This is a genomic window from Actinocorallia herbida (assembly GCF_003751225.1).
In the GTDB taxonomy this organism is placed as follows: domain Bacteria; phylum Actinomycetota; class Actinomycetes; order Streptosporangiales; family Streptosporangiaceae; genus Actinocorallia; species Actinocorallia herbida.
The window spans coordinates 4625694-4638824 of sequence record NZ_RJKE01000001.1 but is presented as its reverse complement, the minus strand read 5'-3'; the positions used below and the strand labels follow the sequence as shown (position 1 = coordinate 4638824).

Annotated in this window: 16 protein-coding genes and 1 pseudogene; 5 read left to right on the top strand and 12 right to left on the bottom strand. The window is 71.0% G+C overall.

Annotated elements, in window-relative coordinates; translation table 11 throughout:
* Positions 1–352 precede the first annotated feature (352 nt).
* From EDD29_RS21500 to EDD29_RS21485, 4 genes are read right to left on the bottom strand one after another with little or no spacing between them, the layout of a single operon-like run.
* Complete coding sequence (locus tag EDD29_RS21500; protein WP_123666142.1) at positions 353–646, bottom strand: cytochrome C oxidase subunit IV family protein; 294 nt, start codon at positions 644–646, stop codon at positions 353–355.
* A gap of 2 nt (positions 647–648) precedes the next feature.
* Positions 649–1227 (bottom strand): cytochrome c oxidase subunit 3, encoded by a 579-nt coding sequence (locus tag EDD29_RS21495; RefSeq protein WP_123666141.1) that lies wholly within the window; start codon positions 1225–1227, stop codon positions 649–651.
* On the bottom strand, positions 1224–1994 hold the full coding sequence (locus EDD29_RS21490) for a hypothetical protein (RefSeq protein ID WP_123666140.1): 771 nt from the start codon (positions 1992–1994) through the stop codon (positions 1224–1226). The genes EDD29_RS21495 and EDD29_RS21490 overlap by 4 nt, the downstream gene beginning before the upstream one ends.
* Positions 1991–2725 (bottom strand): hypothetical protein, encoded by a 735-nt coding sequence (locus tag EDD29_RS21485; RefSeq protein WP_123666139.1) that lies wholly within the window; start codon positions 2723–2725, stop codon positions 1991–1993. Before EDD29_RS21485 ends, EDD29_RS21490 begins: the two co-directional genes overlap by 4 nt.
* A gap of 180 nt (positions 2726–2905) precedes the next feature.
* Here EDD29_RS21485 and EDD29_RS21480 point away from each other — a divergent pair, with 180 nt between their 5' ends.
* The gene (locus EDD29_RS21480; protein WP_170201496.1) at positions 2906–3493 is read left to right on the top strand and encodes a TetR/AcrR family transcriptional regulator; all 588 of its coding nucleotides are present in this window, start codon (positions 2906–2908) and stop codon (positions 3491–3493) included.
* Between the two features lie 246 nt (positions 3494–3739).
* On the top strand, positions 3740–4099 hold the full coding sequence (locus tag EDD29_RS21475; protein WP_148086038.1) for a hypothetical protein: 360 nt from the start codon (positions 3740–3742) through the stop codon (positions 4097–4099).
* A 16-nt stretch (positions 4100–4115) separates the two neighbouring features.
* Here EDD29_RS21475 and EDD29_RS21470 read toward each other — a convergent pair whose 3' ends face one another.
* The 7 genes and pseudogenes from EDD29_RS21470 to EDD29_RS21445 form a co-directional block, all read right to left on the bottom strand.
* On the bottom strand, positions 4116–4595 hold the full coding sequence (locus EDD29_RS21470) for an OsmC family protein (protein ID WP_123670605.1): 480 nt from the start codon (positions 4593–4595) through the stop codon (positions 4116–4118).
* Positions 4596–4605: 10 nt separating this feature from the next.
* The gene (locus EDD29_RS21465) at positions 4606–5091 is read right to left on the bottom strand and encodes a VHL beta domain-containing protein (RefSeq protein WP_148086037.1); all 486 of its coding nucleotides are present in this window, start codon (positions 5089–5091) and stop codon (positions 4606–4608) included.
* Between the two features lie 126 nt (positions 5092–5217).
* Positions 5218–5469, bottom strand: a pseudogene (locus EDD29_RS21460) (carboxylesterase family protein); the annotation flags it as partial.
* A 139-nt stretch (positions 5470–5608) separates the two neighbouring features.
* A complete protein-coding gene (locus EDD29_RS21455) occupies positions 5609–6577 on the bottom strand; it encodes a PDR/VanB family oxidoreductase (RefSeq protein ID WP_246052913.1) in 969 nt (322 codons plus the stop codon).
* Positions 6574–6729, bottom strand: coding sequence for a hypothetical protein (locus tag EDD29_RS45555; RefSeq protein WP_170201495.1), 156 nt, complete (start codon positions 6727–6729; stop codon positions 6574–6576). The genes EDD29_RS21455 and EDD29_RS45555 overlap by 4 nt, the downstream gene beginning before the upstream one ends.
* The gene (locus EDD29_RS21450) at positions 6726–7730 is read right to left on the bottom strand and encodes an aromatic ring-hydroxylating dioxygenase subunit alpha (protein WP_123666134.1); all 1005 of its coding nucleotides are present in this window, start codon (positions 7728–7730) and stop codon (positions 6726–6728) included. Before EDD29_RS21450 ends, EDD29_RS45555 begins: the two co-directional genes overlap by 4 nt.
* 123 nt (positions 7731–7853) lie before the next feature.
* A complete protein-coding gene (locus EDD29_RS21445; protein WP_123666133.1) occupies positions 7854–8609 on the bottom strand; it encodes an IclR family transcriptional regulator in 756 nt (251 codons plus the stop codon).
* Between the two features lie 199 nt (positions 8610–8808).
* On the opposite strand from EDD29_RS21445, the gene EDD29_RS21440 reads away from it, so the two are divergent.
* The 3 genes from EDD29_RS21440 (at position 8809) to EDD29_RS21430 (ending at position 11254) form a co-directional block, all read left to right on the top strand.
* Positions 8809–9000 carry a hypothetical protein gene (locus EDD29_RS21440; RefSeq protein WP_123666132.1) on the top strand — a complete coding sequence of 64 codons (192 nt, stop codon included), beginning with the start codon at positions 8809–8811 and terminating at the stop codon, positions 8998–9000.
* Between the two features lie 170 nt (positions 9001–9170).
* Positions 9171–10058, top strand: a complete 888-nt coding sequence (locus EDD29_RS21435) for an oxidoreductase (protein ID WP_123666131.1) — start codon at positions 9171–9173, stop codon at positions 10056–10058.
* Between the two features lie 341 nt (positions 10059–10399).
* Positions 10400–11254 (top strand): alpha/beta hydrolase, encoded by an 855-nt coding sequence (locus EDD29_RS21430; RefSeq protein WP_246052911.1) that lies wholly within the window; start codon positions 10400–10402, stop codon positions 11252–11254.
* A gap of 53 nt (positions 11255–11307) precedes the next feature.
* Here EDD29_RS21430 and EDD29_RS21425 read toward each other — a convergent pair whose 3' ends face one another.
* The gene (locus EDD29_RS21425) at positions 11308–12954 is read right to left on the bottom strand and encodes a serine/threonine-protein kinase (protein ID WP_246052909.1); all 1647 of its coding nucleotides are present in this window, start codon (positions 12952–12954) and stop codon (positions 11308–11310) included.
* Positions 12955–13131 lie beyond the last annotated feature (177 nt).

Sequence of the window (13131 nt, the reverse complement as noted above, 5' to 3'; positions counted from 1 at the left end):
GGACCCGCCAGGACGCCCCCGCCCGCGCGGGGAGCACCGAACGTGCGAGTGCCCCGCACGAGGGCAGGGCTCAGGTCAGGTCGTGCAGCGCAGAGGCCGTGTTCGCGTCCGATCCGCGCGACGCGGTCACGGACGCGTTCGGCCCCTTGCGTTGTCTCGGCTCGGTGAGGGGCCGGTGCGGCTGCGAGTCCGGGCAGGCAGGCGGCGGGACTGCACCGGAAGATCGACGAGCTTCTCGCCGTCCAGCGCGACAAGTGAGGCGATACGTGTCCCTCCGCTCGGGCGGGCACGTATCGCCTCACGCCGGCCGTTCGTCGTTCGTACCGGATCGCGGTGCCCGAACGTCGGGGGATCAGATGAGGTAGATGGTCAGGAGTGTGAGCCAGAGGACGATCAGCCAGGCGTCCGTCGCGTGCCGGAGCCGGCGGGGGGCGTGGCGGACCTCCATGAAGTAGCGGATGATCAGGCGGCTCTTGACGGCGCCGAGGACGACGATGGCGGCGACGAGTTCGTTGCCCACGGTCGTGGCGGACTGGGACTCGCCGGGAGTGAGAAGCCAGGCGAGGACGGTCGCGGCGGACAGGACGGCCCAGGCGGACAGAACGGCCCGTTTGTCGCGGTGCGGGGGAGTGGAGGGCTCGGTCACGGTCACCTCATCAGGTAGAGGAGGGCGAAGATGACGACCCAGAGCAGGTCGATCATGTGCCAGAACAGGACGCCCTGCTCGACGATCGTGGCCCTCCGCGCGCGCAGCGGGCCCAGTTCGCGGAAGGCGACGCCGAGGATGAGCAGGCCGAGCGCGAGATGGGCGAGGTGGACGCCGGTCAGGACGTAGTAGAAGCTGAAGAACTCGTCCGACATCGTGTGGCCCTGGCCGATCTTCGCCTGCCACTCGTACACCTTGACCAGGGTGAACAGCACCCCGCACGCGCCGGTCGCCAGGAGCAGCCGCCGGGCGTGCCGCGGCTCCCCCTCCCGGACCGCGATGACGGCCAGGGCCGCGAACAGCGAGCTCGTCAGCAGCACCACGGTGTTGACGACGCCGATGCCGACGTTCAGATGCCGTTGGGCCGCGGTGAACTCGTCGACGGACTGCGCACGGAACACCATGTAGGTGACGAAGTAGCAGCCGAAGAAGAACAGGTCGCCGAGGACCATCACCCACATGTCGACGTCGCCGGGCAGTCGCCGCTCGGCCGGGCGCGGACGGGTGGCCGCAGTGCTCATCGGGTGCCCTTCGGCTCGTAGAGGGCGGGGGTGTCCGCCGTCTCCCGGCCGGCCGCGTGGCGGAGGAGGGCCAGGAGGCAGACGACCCACACGCCGAAGATGACGACGGCGAGGTAGAGGGTGATCATCCCGTTCCATGCGAAGGCGCCGGAATGGTGCAGCCACATCTGGGAAGCAATGAGTTCGGTGACGATCTGCCAGATGGTGACGTAAGCGAACCACTTGGGGAAGATGCGGTTCTTGTCATAGAAGATGGCGACGGCGAGCACGGTGTACGCGGCGGTGAAGCAGCCGAGGGACCCGTTGTAGGACAGCATGCCCAGGTCGTAGAGCAGGTACAGGGTGTCCGGGGAGCGGTCGGGGCGGAAGGTCGCGGTGAGCCAGCAGACCAGCAGCACCTGGAATCCCGGGATCGCGCCCACGCCCATGGTGGCGATGTAGGCGTAGGCGAGCATCCCGCCTGACGACATGCGCTTCATGAAGTAGCCGATGATGCCGTTCGAGATGGCGGCGCCTCCCGCGATCACCAGGAGGAACGTGAAGCCGGCCTGGATGCCCGGTTCGTGCTTGTCGAACCAGGCCGCGGCCTGGAGGGCGGTGACGTCGGGACGGGGCGGCGGGGTGGCCCGTCCGAGCAGGCAGATCCCCACCGACAGGGCGGTGTAGAAGACGGTGAACGCCCAGTAGAAGAACCAGACCTCCCGTTTCCCCGCCCGTTTCGGCGTCTCGGATGCGCTGGTGCCGTCCTCGGTGGCCGTGTCCGTCACGACTTCGCCTCCTCGGCCTGGCGCCGCAGGGCGGTGCGCAGGACGAAGAACATCACCGCGGCGAAGAACGCGAAGGCGCCGTTGCGCAGCCAGAACGACACGAACCCGTCCCAGGCCAGCGGACCGTCGTGGAACACCGCGGCACCAGCGGACGGCACCATGGCCAGCGCGGTCAGAAACGCGTAGTGCCCCACCCAGCGGGGGAAGACGGGCGCGCGGCGGTCGTCGGCGTAGACGGCCAGGGCCAGCAGCCCGAACTGGGCGACGAGCATGCCGATCGGCGCGATGAAGACGATCCAGGCGAGGTCGTTGAGCACCTGGATCAGCTCATCGCCCCGGTCGGGCCGGAACGCGGCGACGGCGAAGAAGATGTTCGACAGCGCGAACAGGGTCGCCCCCGCCACGACGGCGGTGAGGTAGGAGAAGGCGTAGATGTGGCTTTCGCTTCGCATCCGCTGCATCTGCACCATGATCAGCAGGAAGAACGGGACGATCAGGATGCCGAACAGGTTGAAGCCGACCATGCCGAACCGGATCAGCGGCGTGTTGTCCCGGTAGAACCGCCCGACCTCGGCCGCGCTCATCTCCGGCGACATGGGCGGGAAGAAGCCGGGGAAGGCGACGAACAGCACGAGCAGGACGAGCGCGAGCACGGGCGCGGACCACAGGACCACCTGCTGGGCCCGCAGACCCGAGGCCGACGACTCCGCGTTCTCGGTGAGGACCTGCATTGATTCCTCATCTCTTCGGACGAAAATCTCGTTCTCCTCATACGTGAGGATGCTTGTCGTGCCCGAAGCATGCAACGTTTCCTGACGGTGGTCAATAATCTTCGTGCGCTAGAATCCGGTGGCATGGTGCGAGGACCGGACGGCCAGAGAAATGACCATGGTCAGGGAAGGGCGGTCCCGGTGCGGGCACGGTCCCACGCCAGCTGGGACGCGATCGTCCAGGGGGCGCTGGCCCTGTGGCGCACCAAGGGATTCGCCGAGACGACCGTGACCGACATCTGCAAGGCGGCCGGGGTCTCCAAAGCGCTGTTCTACGTCTACTTCGCCCGCAAGGAAGACGTCCTCATGGAGATCGAGATCTTCACGATGCGGGACGCCCACCTTGCCGCCCGGTCCGTCGCCTCGCGCCCGTACGAACTGCTCGACCTCGTCGAGGCCGTCATCGGGGTCCTGGAGCAGGGGATGCGCCGCTTCCCGCCGGACCTCGTCTTCGAAGCCGTCATCGAGACCTATCGGATGGAACGCCGTGCCCTGGCCGAAGGCGCCGCGGAAGCCGGCCTCACCTTCCTCTTCCTGGAGCCCTTCGAACAGGCGCAACGCGACGGAAAACTCCCCCAGGCCACCGACCTCGCACAGGCCGCCCGTATCGCCCAGATCCTCGTCGCCGACGCGATCAGAACCTGGTCCGCCCTCCTCTACAAGGACCCCTTGGCCGCCCCCCTCGCGGCCCAGATAGCCGCCCTCCTCGCCACCCGCCCGGCCGAGTAGCGGGCGGGGCATAGGAGCGGGCCCAGGGTGCGGAACGGGGGACCGCAGCGCGTTCATGAAGGCAGACCCCCGGTGCCTTCCCCGTCCAGCGGGCTCTCGCCGGCGAGCTGATCGGGCCTGAGCGCGCTGCGCTCCGAGGGCGGCGGTCTCCGGGACCGCTCGACACGCCACCCGGCACGGGCCGCACGGGGTGATCATTCCGATACGTTGAGTGCTCACCGTGTCGGTCTTGAAAGGGTGTGGGCGGTGGCCGGGACACGTACCGTTGCCACGCGCATCGCGCTGCTGGCGGCCCTGGGCTCTCCGCTCGCCGCCGTCGGCCTCGCGGCGGGCATGGGAGCGGACGACCGTGCTGCGAGCCCGGTGCGGCCCCGCGGCGGGAACTCGGGGACCGGCGCTCAGCGGCCCGCACCCATCGTGACCCCCACGAAGAAGCGGCCCAAGCCCCGGCCGATGCCGGACCACGTGGCGGATCCCGACCGGTCCTCGCCCCTGGGCGGCCTTCTCGCACCGGTCGGAGGGCTGGTCTCCGCGGTCACCCAGGTCGTCGGGAGCCTTCCCGGACCACTGGCATCGGGCGAGGGCGGAAGATTCAGCCCACCCTGACGCCCTCCTGCCGCGTTCAGTTCGGATGGACTCGAATGGTCGGCCGATGGGTGATCGGGAAGTTCACCGAGCGGGCGATGAAGCAGACGGCGTGGATCTCGCCGTGCAGCGCGGTCGCCTTCTCCACCATCGAGGCGTCCGTGACGGTCACCTCCGGGTGCAGCACGACCTCGGTGATCTGGCCTCCGCCGCCGGCCTCGTCCATGGTCATGACGCCGTGGGCGTGGTCCTCGTACCCGGTGACGACCACGCCGCCGGTGGCGCACAGATGCAGGTACCAGAGCATGTGGCACTGGGCGACCGAGGCCACCAGCAGCTCCTCCGGATTCCACCGCGCGGGGTCGCCCCGGAACGCCGGATCCGACGACGCGGCGATCGCCGTCTTGCCCTCTCCGAGCAGCTCATGATCCCGGCTGAACGAGCGGTAGCCGTCCGTGCCCGTGCCGAGATCGCCCGTCCATTCCACCGTGACGTCGTACGCGTGGGTCTGAGTCATGACCACGACCTTAATGAGAGCGCCGGTAGGTGATCAGCGCGCGGGCTCTGGTTTCGGCCGGTTGGAAGATGGCGATGGGACCCGCTTGCTCGCCGCATACGAGCCAAGGGTGGGTGACGAAAGTCTGCTGTTCATACGACTCACCGGGATCGAGCCGGCGATACAGGACCCGGTTCCCCTCGGTGTCGAGCCAGTGGATCGAGACGACTTCGTCTCCGGTGTTGACGAACTCGACGAAAGTGGAGACGCCTACCCCGGAGCGGAGTGAACCTTCCAGTTGCACGCTCAAAGGCTGCAGATCCGAACCGTGCCTTCGCACGTGACCGCGTCGCGGCATGGAGCGCAAAGACACGGCCAGCCCCACGACGGCGGCGATGCTGCCGACGACGCCTGCGAGCTGGTTGGCCTCCTCGAGCTTCACCACATTGAGGAGCACGACGATCAGGAGCGCGACGCCAAGGATCCCACCCACCCATGCAGCGGTCGATTTTGCCACGCGATCATTATGTCCCCCTTCGTGGCGCCTCGACGGGCTCGTGGATTTCCCAACGCGCGGCTGGAGCTACCTCTGGAGGTCGAGGACGGGGATGGGGTGGTCGGATCAGAGGAGGCGGGAGGCTTCTTACGGGTACGGGGCGATGCCGCCGGGGACGTCGAAGACGCGGGTCGGGCGGGTTCGGAGGTCGTAGGCGGGGGCCGCCATCTGGTCGAGCAGCGCCCGGTTGGCCGGGGCTCCGGCGGGCTCGGGGTACCCCTCGGCGCCGACCCGGTGGGCGGCCGTCACCACGACGGCGCCGCGCGCCGCGAGCACGGAGCCGTCGTACTCGCCCGACGTGCCGAACCGGTGGGCGCCGCCGTGGAGGTAGACCATGACGGGCCGGCCGGCGGCCCCCGGGTCGGGCGTCTAGACGTTGAGGGTCAGCCAGTCGGAACCAGGACGTGTCCGCACAACGGGGGACTCAGTCGATGCTTCCATGACTTCTCCTGGTTCGTCGGTTCTGCTCCGCACGCCGTCAGAGATCGAGGACGAGCCGGTCGCCTCGGCAGCGGGAGACACAGATCATCATGGTCTGATTCGCCTCCCTCTCCGCATCGGTGAGCACGGTGTCGCGATGCTCGGGTTCTCCGGCGAGGACGTCGGTCTCGCACGTTCCGCAGGTCCCCTCGGCGCACGAGTAGAGCACGGAGACCCCGGCCTCCAGGACGGTGTCCAGGATGCTGCGGTCCGCGGGGACCTGGAGTGTCAGGCCGGATCTGCCCAGTTCGACCTCGAACGCGGTGTCCCCGGCCCGCGCGGCCTCGACGGGGGTGAAGCTCTCGGTGCGCAGGGCTCCGTCGGGCCATGCGGCGCAGGCGTCGCGCGCGGCGGCGAGCAGGCCCGCGGGGCCGCAGCAGTAGACGAGGGTCCCGGGTTCCGGTGCGCCGAGGAAGGCCGCGAGATCGAGCGGGCCCTGCTCGTCCTGCGGGACGATCCGGACCTGCCGGTCGTGCGCGGCCAGCGCGGTGAGCTCGTCCGGGAACGCCATGGTGGCCCGGCTGCGCCCGCCGTAGAGCAGCCGCCAGTCCGCGCCCCGTGCGATCGCCTCGTGGACCATCGGGAGCAGCGGGGTGATGCCGATGCCTCCGGCGACGAACAGGTAGCGCTCCGCCGGCGCCAGGGCGAAATGGTTCCGGGGACCGCGGACGCGCAGGGTGCCGCCCGGCGCGACCTTGTCGTGGACGTGGGCGGAGCCTCCCCGCCCGTCGGGCTCGCGCAGCACCGCGATCCGCCACGCCGTCCCGTCCGCGGGCGGCCCGCACAGCGAGTACTGCCGCACGGCCCCGTCGTCCAGCAGCAGGTCGATGTGCGCGCCGGGGGACCACGCGGGAAGTGCCCCGCCGGCGGGGTCGCGCAGCGTCAGGGACACGACGGTCTCGGACTCGGCGTGCCGTTCGGCGACCGTGAGTTCGAACGCGTCGTCCTGTGGGGTCTGCACGCTCACCGCTCCTCCTCGTCGTGGCCCGCCGGGTGGGCGAACAACCAGTTCCACATCTCCGCCGGGTCCTCTCCCACGCGCTTCGCGCCGCAGTGGCAGGTCCCGCTCAACCGGTCGCCCCCGGGCGTCCAGTCGATCCTGACGACCCTGCCGCTCATCGTGCGGCCAGCCCCGCGAGCATCCGGCGGGCGGCCAGACCGCCCGCGTCGATGTTGATGCTCAGCTCCTGGTATCCGGCGGGTTCGGCGTCCAGCGCGCGCTGGAGGAGGTTCAGCGCGGTCACGTCCTGCATCACCACGGTGTGGTTGAACTTCGCCAGGAACTCGGTGACCTCCGCGTCCTCGACGGCGAAGTCACGCGAAACCGCCCAGAAGTCGTAGACCTCTCCGGGCTTGCCCGGGGTGATCGCGTAGGTGATCTCGGTGCGGAAGAGCGGCGCGTCCTGCCCGACCGGGCTGATCCTGCTGTGCAGGAGGTACAGGCAGGGGGCGAAGTATTCGATGTCCTGATGGCGACGGATACGTCCATCGATGCCGGTCGACCGTGAGTAGAACGGCGGGCACTCGGCGTCCGCCATGTGGCGGGACACCCGGACGACGCCCGCCTCGGCGTCCACCTCGGTGGTGATCGGCGTCTCGGCCACCTCGGGGGTGCCGATGTAGCCGCCGTGAAGGTAGGTCTCGTGGGACAGGTCCATGAGGTTGTCCACCAGCAGGCCGTAGTCGCACGCGATGGGCTCCATGCCCTTGACCGTCACCCAGCCCGGCGCGGTCAGGTGCTCGGCGCGCGGTACCGCCGTCTCGTCGGCGCGGGCGGGGTCGCCGATCCAGATCCACACGAACCCGTCGATCTCGACCAGCGGGTAGGCGGCGACGCGCGCGGTGCGGGGGATGCGGGACTGGCCGGGGACGGCGACGCACGTCCCCTTGGTGTCGTAGGTGAAGCCGTGGTAGCCGCAGACGACGGTGTCGCCGACCAGCGCGCTCTCCGACAGGGGATAGCGGCGGTGGACGCAGCGGTCGGCCAGGGCCACCGCCTTCCCGTCCTCGGTGCGGTAGAGCACGATCGGCTCGCCCAGGACGGTGCGGGCCATCAGTTCCCGGCCGACCTCGTGCGCATAGGCGATGACGTACCACTGCTCACGTGCGAAAGGGGTCATGGTCGCTCCAAACGGGCCATCGTGGGGTGGGGCCGGACGGCGTGGGGCCGTCCGGTGTCGCACCTCAGGATGTGGAACGCGTGAGCCACGGCACAACGCGACTTCCGCCTGGCGGAAGTCGAATCAGCGGGGAGGGGAGAGCCTTCGGGTGATGCCGAGCGCCGCCAGCCGGACGGCGGGAACCAGGGCCGTCACCGCGGCGGTGTCGGCCGGGACCACCACCGACACCGCGGCCGCCACCTGCCCGGTCTCGTCGCGGACCGGCGCCGCGACCGAGACGGCGTCCGTGGTGATCTGCCGGTCGCTGACGGCGCAGCCGGTCCTCCGCACCTCCGCCAGGACCCGGCGGAGCGTGCCCGGCTCGGTGAGCGTCCACGGGGTGAACGCGGCGAGCGGCCCGGCGAGATAACGTTCCTGCTCGTCGGCGGGCGCGTGCGCGAGGAGCACGAGCCCCACCCCGGTCGCGTGCAGCGGCCAGCGCGCGCCGACCCGCGTCCGCACCCCGACGGCCGACCGCCCGGCGATCCACTCGGTGAAGACGGCCTCGCCCCCGTCCCGCACGGCCATCTGCACATTCTCGTGGGTCGCCTCGTAGAGGTCCTCAAGGAACGGAATCGCCGCGGCCCGCAGCCCCAGGTCGTGCGGGAACGCCGCCGCGACCTCCCACAGCCGCAACCCGATCCGGTACCTGCCGTCCTCGCCCCGGTCCAGCGCCCCCCACTCCGCCAGCGCCCCCGCCAGCCGGTGCGCCGTCGGCAACGGCACCCGCGCCTGCCGCGCGATCTCGGTCAACGACAGATCCGGATGCTCCACCCCGAACGCCCCGAGCACGTCGAGCAGCCTGGAAGCCGCCGTCCGAGCCTCCCCACCCTCGCCCATCGCCCTCCCGCCCCGTCCGAGCCCGGGCCCCATCATCCCCCGCCCGAATTTCGCCACGGCTCCCGGCCCGGCCCGCGGTGACCGCGCGCCTCCGGACGCGTAACGGGGTCGGTCGGGCGAATCGGTCTATCAGGTCGTGGAGGTCTGCGCGGAAGGCGCGCAGGGTGGGGCGGCGGCTCGGCCGCGTCCTTGAGCCCCGGTGTCCCCACAGGGCGCCGAGCCGGGGATTCTGCGCGGCGAGGTCGAGGAACGCGTCGGCGAGTCGGTGAACTCCCGCGAGGTCGTAGGTCAGATCCGCCGTGTACTCGGCGAAGTGCCTTCTTTCGAGGGCATGGAAGTGCTCGAAGACCGTGCGGTAGACCTCCTGTTCGCTCTGCCGGAGCAGATCTGACTCCGAGTCGTGGCGCCCACGACCTCCGCTGGGAAAAGCGGTCGGTGGGCGCGGGCCATGGTTCGGCCCGAATCGACACCGATACCGCCGCGCCAGGTCAGCGCGGTGCGCCGGGGGAGCGGGTCTGCGGGGGCTGGTGAAGATCCGGTGGACCGGGGATGCTGAGGCCCATGACCAAATGGACAGCAGCCGACATTCCCGATCAGACCGGCCGGACCTTCGTCGTCACGGGCGCCAACAGCGGCCTGGGGCTGGAGACCGCGCGCCGACTGGCCGAGCACGGCGCACAGGTGATCATGACGGCGCGCGACCCGGAGAAGGGGCGGGCCGCGGCCGCGGGCCTGCCGGGATCGGTGGAGGTCCGCACCCTGGACCTGGCCGACCTCGAGTCGGTCGCCCGGTTCGCCGCCGGGGTCGAGCGCGCCGACGTGCTGGTCAACAACGCGGGCGTCATGATGACGCCGCGCCGTGCCACCGCGCAGGGATTCGAGCTTCAGCTCGGCACCAACCACCTGGGGCACTTCGCGCTGACGGCGCTGCTGTACCCGGTGCTCGCCGCCGGTTCGGCGCCCCGGGTCGTCACCGTCAGCTCGGGCCTGCACCGGCGCGGGCGGATCGACTTCGACGACCTGGGCGCCGAGCGCTCCTACTCGCCGACCCGCGCCTACGCGCAGTCCAAGTTCGCCAACGTGCTGTTCGCGCTGGAACTCGACCGTCGGCTGCGCGCGGCCGGCAGCCCCGCGATCAGCGTGCTGGCCCACCCCGGCTACACCGCCACCAACCTCCAGACCTCCGGCCCGACCGGCCTGCTCAGCCTGGGCGGCCGGATCGGCAACCTGCTGCTGGCCCAGCACGTCCGCATGGGCGCGCTCGACCAGCTCTACGCCGCCACCGCCCCGGGCGTCCAGAGCGGGGAGTTCTACGGCCCGGCCAACCTGAGCGAGAGCAGGGGACACCCCAAGCTCGTCCGACCGGTCCGCTCCGCGACCGACCCGGACACCGCCCGCCGCCTCTGGGAGGTCTCGGAGAAACTGACCGGCGTACCCTTCGCCCTCTGACCGCCGCCCACACCGACCGCCCCGCCGGGCGGACGCAGGGTTCACGTCGGCCTCACCCGGTTCGGCTTTCGTGGACGTACCGGTGGCCAAGGCGGGTGGGGACGGACTGAAGGGCGCCGGTCCTGAGCGCCGCCCCAGGGCATGTCCATGTCCTCTTCGCGTGACCCGGGAGACGGCGCAGGGGCGTTGGGCGGAAGGGCCCGGGTGTGCTAAGACCGGGGAGGCATGGAGAGGAGATCGTCATGGTCGAGGGATCGCGGGACAGTGTGCTCGGGCGGGTTAGGGCGGGGGCGGCGCGGGTCGCGAGCCGGGGAGCACGGCTGCGGGACTTTCATCCCGAGTTGCGGACGTACGCGCTGCTGCTGCCGGGTGCGGCGGTCGGGCCGCGGACGCTGCCGGTGATCCGGCGGCTGACGGGGCTCGCGCCCGTCGACCCGAAGGTCGAGGTCGTGCACTTGGGCGAGGGGGTCTCGGTCCGGGTGTTCGCGCCGCCGCGGCCCGCTCCCGTACCGGCGCCGACGCTGGTGTGGATCCACGGCGGCGGCTACGTGATCGGCTCCGCCGCGCAGGAGGACGGGTGGTGCCGCAGGATGGCCGAGGCGGCCGGCGTCCACGTCGTCTCGGTCGACTACCGGCTTGCTCCCGAGCACCCGTACCCCGTCCCGGTGCTCGACTGCATGCGCGCCCTGGAGTGGGCGGCGGACCGTCCCGGGTACGACGCCTCCCGCCTGGTGATCGGCGGCGCGAGCGCGGGCGGCGGGCTCGCCGCGGCGCTGGCGCTGCACGTCCGCGACCACAGCGGGATCACGCCCGCCCTCCAGTTGCTCACCTACCCGATGCTCGACGACCGCTCGCGCACCCCCGACTCGCGCCACCGGCTGTGGAACGGCACGAGCAACGCGTTCGGCTGGCGCGCCTACCTCGGTGACGCGGACCCGCACCAGGCGGTGCCCGCGCGGCGCGACGACCTCGCGGGCCTTCCCCCGGCCTGGATCGGCGTCGGCGACCTCGACCTCTTCCGCGCCGAGGATGTCGACTACGCGCACCGCCTGCGCGCCGCGGGCGTCCCCTGCACCCTGTCCACCTTCCCCGGCGCCTTCCACGGCTTCGACGCGATCGCCCCCCGCACCACCCCGTCCCGCGCCCTGTTCGCCGCCCAGGTCAAGGCCGTCGCCACGGCCGTCGGCACCGCCTGATCCCTTGCGCCGCACTCGCGCGCCGACGGCCTCATGGGCGGGCACGGGGGTGTTCAGCGGTCGGCGGGGCCCTGCCAGACCTGGAGGTCGATGACGAGGTGGGAGCTGTCCAGGGACTTGATCTTGACGATGCCGAGCAGCCCTTCCGCGGTGTAGACGCACAGGCGTGAGCCGGCGCCGGGGGAGCTCATCGCGTGTCCCTCGTACAGGGTGGTGTCGTGGCAGGTGTTGTAGTCGCCCTTCGCGCTGACGTCGATGTAGGCGAAGTTGTCGCCCCACAGGTAGCTGCCGTCGAAGTAGAAGTCGAAGTCGCCGCTGTCGCCTTCCTTCGGGCGCTTGGGGTCGTCCAGGAAGGTGATGCCGTACCCGCCGGTGATGCCGATGCCCTTGTACTCATCGAGGAAGGTGCCGGGAGGCTTCACCCCGTTGTCGGGTCCGGCGTCGGGGGCGGGGGTGGAGGTGGTGCTCGGTTCCGAGGAGCCTTCCTGCGGGCCGGTGGTCTCCGCCGTCGGCTGCTGTGCCTGGGGAGGAGCCGTGGAGGGGCTCTGGGCGATGTCTCTGCTGGGGGTCTCGTCATCGCCTGAGGAGAGGACGACGGCGAGGATGACCGCGAGCAGGACGACGAGCACGCCCGCGGCGGCGGCGAGGATCATCAGGGCCGGGGAGTTCCCGCGCTGCGCGGGAGGCGCCGCGGTGGGCGAGGACGGCCAGGCCTGGCCGTGCGGTGGGGGCGGGGTGGGCGTTCCCGGAGCGGGCGGCAGGCCGATGGTCGGGGGGACCGTGGTGGCGAAGGGCGGGGACGGGGGAGGGGGCGTGGGCACCTGGTCGTAGGGGGCGAGGGAGGTGACGATCGCCTCGGGCAGCCATGCCGAGGTCACCGGATCGGGTGAGTCGGTGAGGTCGGCGATGATCTGCGCGGTCGTCGGGCGTTCGGCCGGGTCCTTGGCCAGGCACTGCGCCACGAGCGGGCGCAGTTCCGGCGGGCAGCCGTCGAGGTGCGGCTCCTCGGTCGTGATCCGGTACATGACGGCTTGGGCGGGGCCCTGGCCGAAGGGGCTCTGGCCGGTCGCGGCGCAGTGCACGAGCGAGCCGAAGGCGAAGACGTCGAGGGCGGGGGTCGAGGAATGGCCGAGGACCTGCTCGGGCGCCATGAACTGCGGCGAGCCGATCGCGCCGCCCGTGCGGGTCAGCGGGGTGGCGTCGGCGGCGCGCGCGATGCCGAAGTCGATGACGCGGGGCCCGTCGGCCGCCAGCAGGACGTTCGACGGCTTCAGGTCCCGGTGCACGACGCCGGCCCGGTGGATGGCCTGGAGCGCCTCGGCGATGCCCGCCGCGAGGGTGCGGACCGTGTCGACCGGCAGCGGACCCGACTCGAACAGGACGGTGCCCAGCGACGGCCCCGCGATGTGCGCGGTCGCGAGCCAGGGCTCCGGGCCGTTCAGGTCGGCGTCGATGACGGGCGCGGTGTACAGGCTCTGCACGCGCTGCGCGGCCGTCACCTCTTGGGCGAACCTGCGGCGGAACTCGGGATCGTCGGCGAACTCCGGACGGATCACCTTGATGGCGAGCCTTCGGCCGCTCTGGGTGAGCCCGAGGTAGACGCGGCCCATGCCACCCGCGCCGAGCCGGGCGGCGATCCGGTACCCGCCGATCTGACGCGGATCATCGACGGCAAGGGGTTCGTACACGGGCGAACGCACGGGTGCCTCCAAGGGGGTCAGCCGCACATGCTAGATCATCAAGGTTCTACCGAAATCGTCCTTTGGCATATTTCGGAGGTCCGCAAGCGGCCGGGGCAGGGCCGGGCGGAAGGCGGAGGATCCGATCGCGCAGGTGGGCGTGTGGGAGGCGATCCAGATCGTTGATCTTGCGCCCGC

Bases quoted from the DNA above. Each gene is read 5' to 3' on its own strand.
- EDD29_RS21495 (WP_123666141.1), bottom strand. From the start codon at position 1,227: ATGAGCACTGCGGCCACCCGTCCGCGCCCGGCCGAGCGGCGACTGCCC.
- EDD29_RS21485 (WP_123666139.1), bottom strand. From the start codon at position 2,725: ATGCAGGTCCTCACCGAGAACGCGGAGTCGTCGGCCTCGGGTCTGCGG.
- EDD29_RS21470 (WP_123670605.1), bottom strand. From the start codon at position 4,595: ATGACTCAGACCCACGCGTACGACGTCACGGTGGAATGGACGGGCGAT.
- EDD29_RS45555 (WP_170201495.1), bottom strand. From the start codon at position 6,729: ATGAGCGGCAGGGTCGTCAGGATCGACTGGACGCCCGGGGGCGACCGG.
- EDD29_RS21450 (WP_123666134.1), bottom strand. From the start codon at position 7,730: ATGACCCCTTTCGCACGTGAGCAGTGGTACGTCATCGCCTATGCGCAC.
- EDD29_RS21445 (WP_123666133.1), bottom strand. From the start codon at position 8,609: ATGGGCGAGGGTGGGGAGGCTCGGACGGCGGCTTCCAGGCTGCTCGAC.
- EDD29_RS21435 (WP_123666131.1), top strand. From the start codon at position 9,171: ATGACCAAATGGACAGCAGCCGACATTCCCGATCAGACCGGCCGGACC.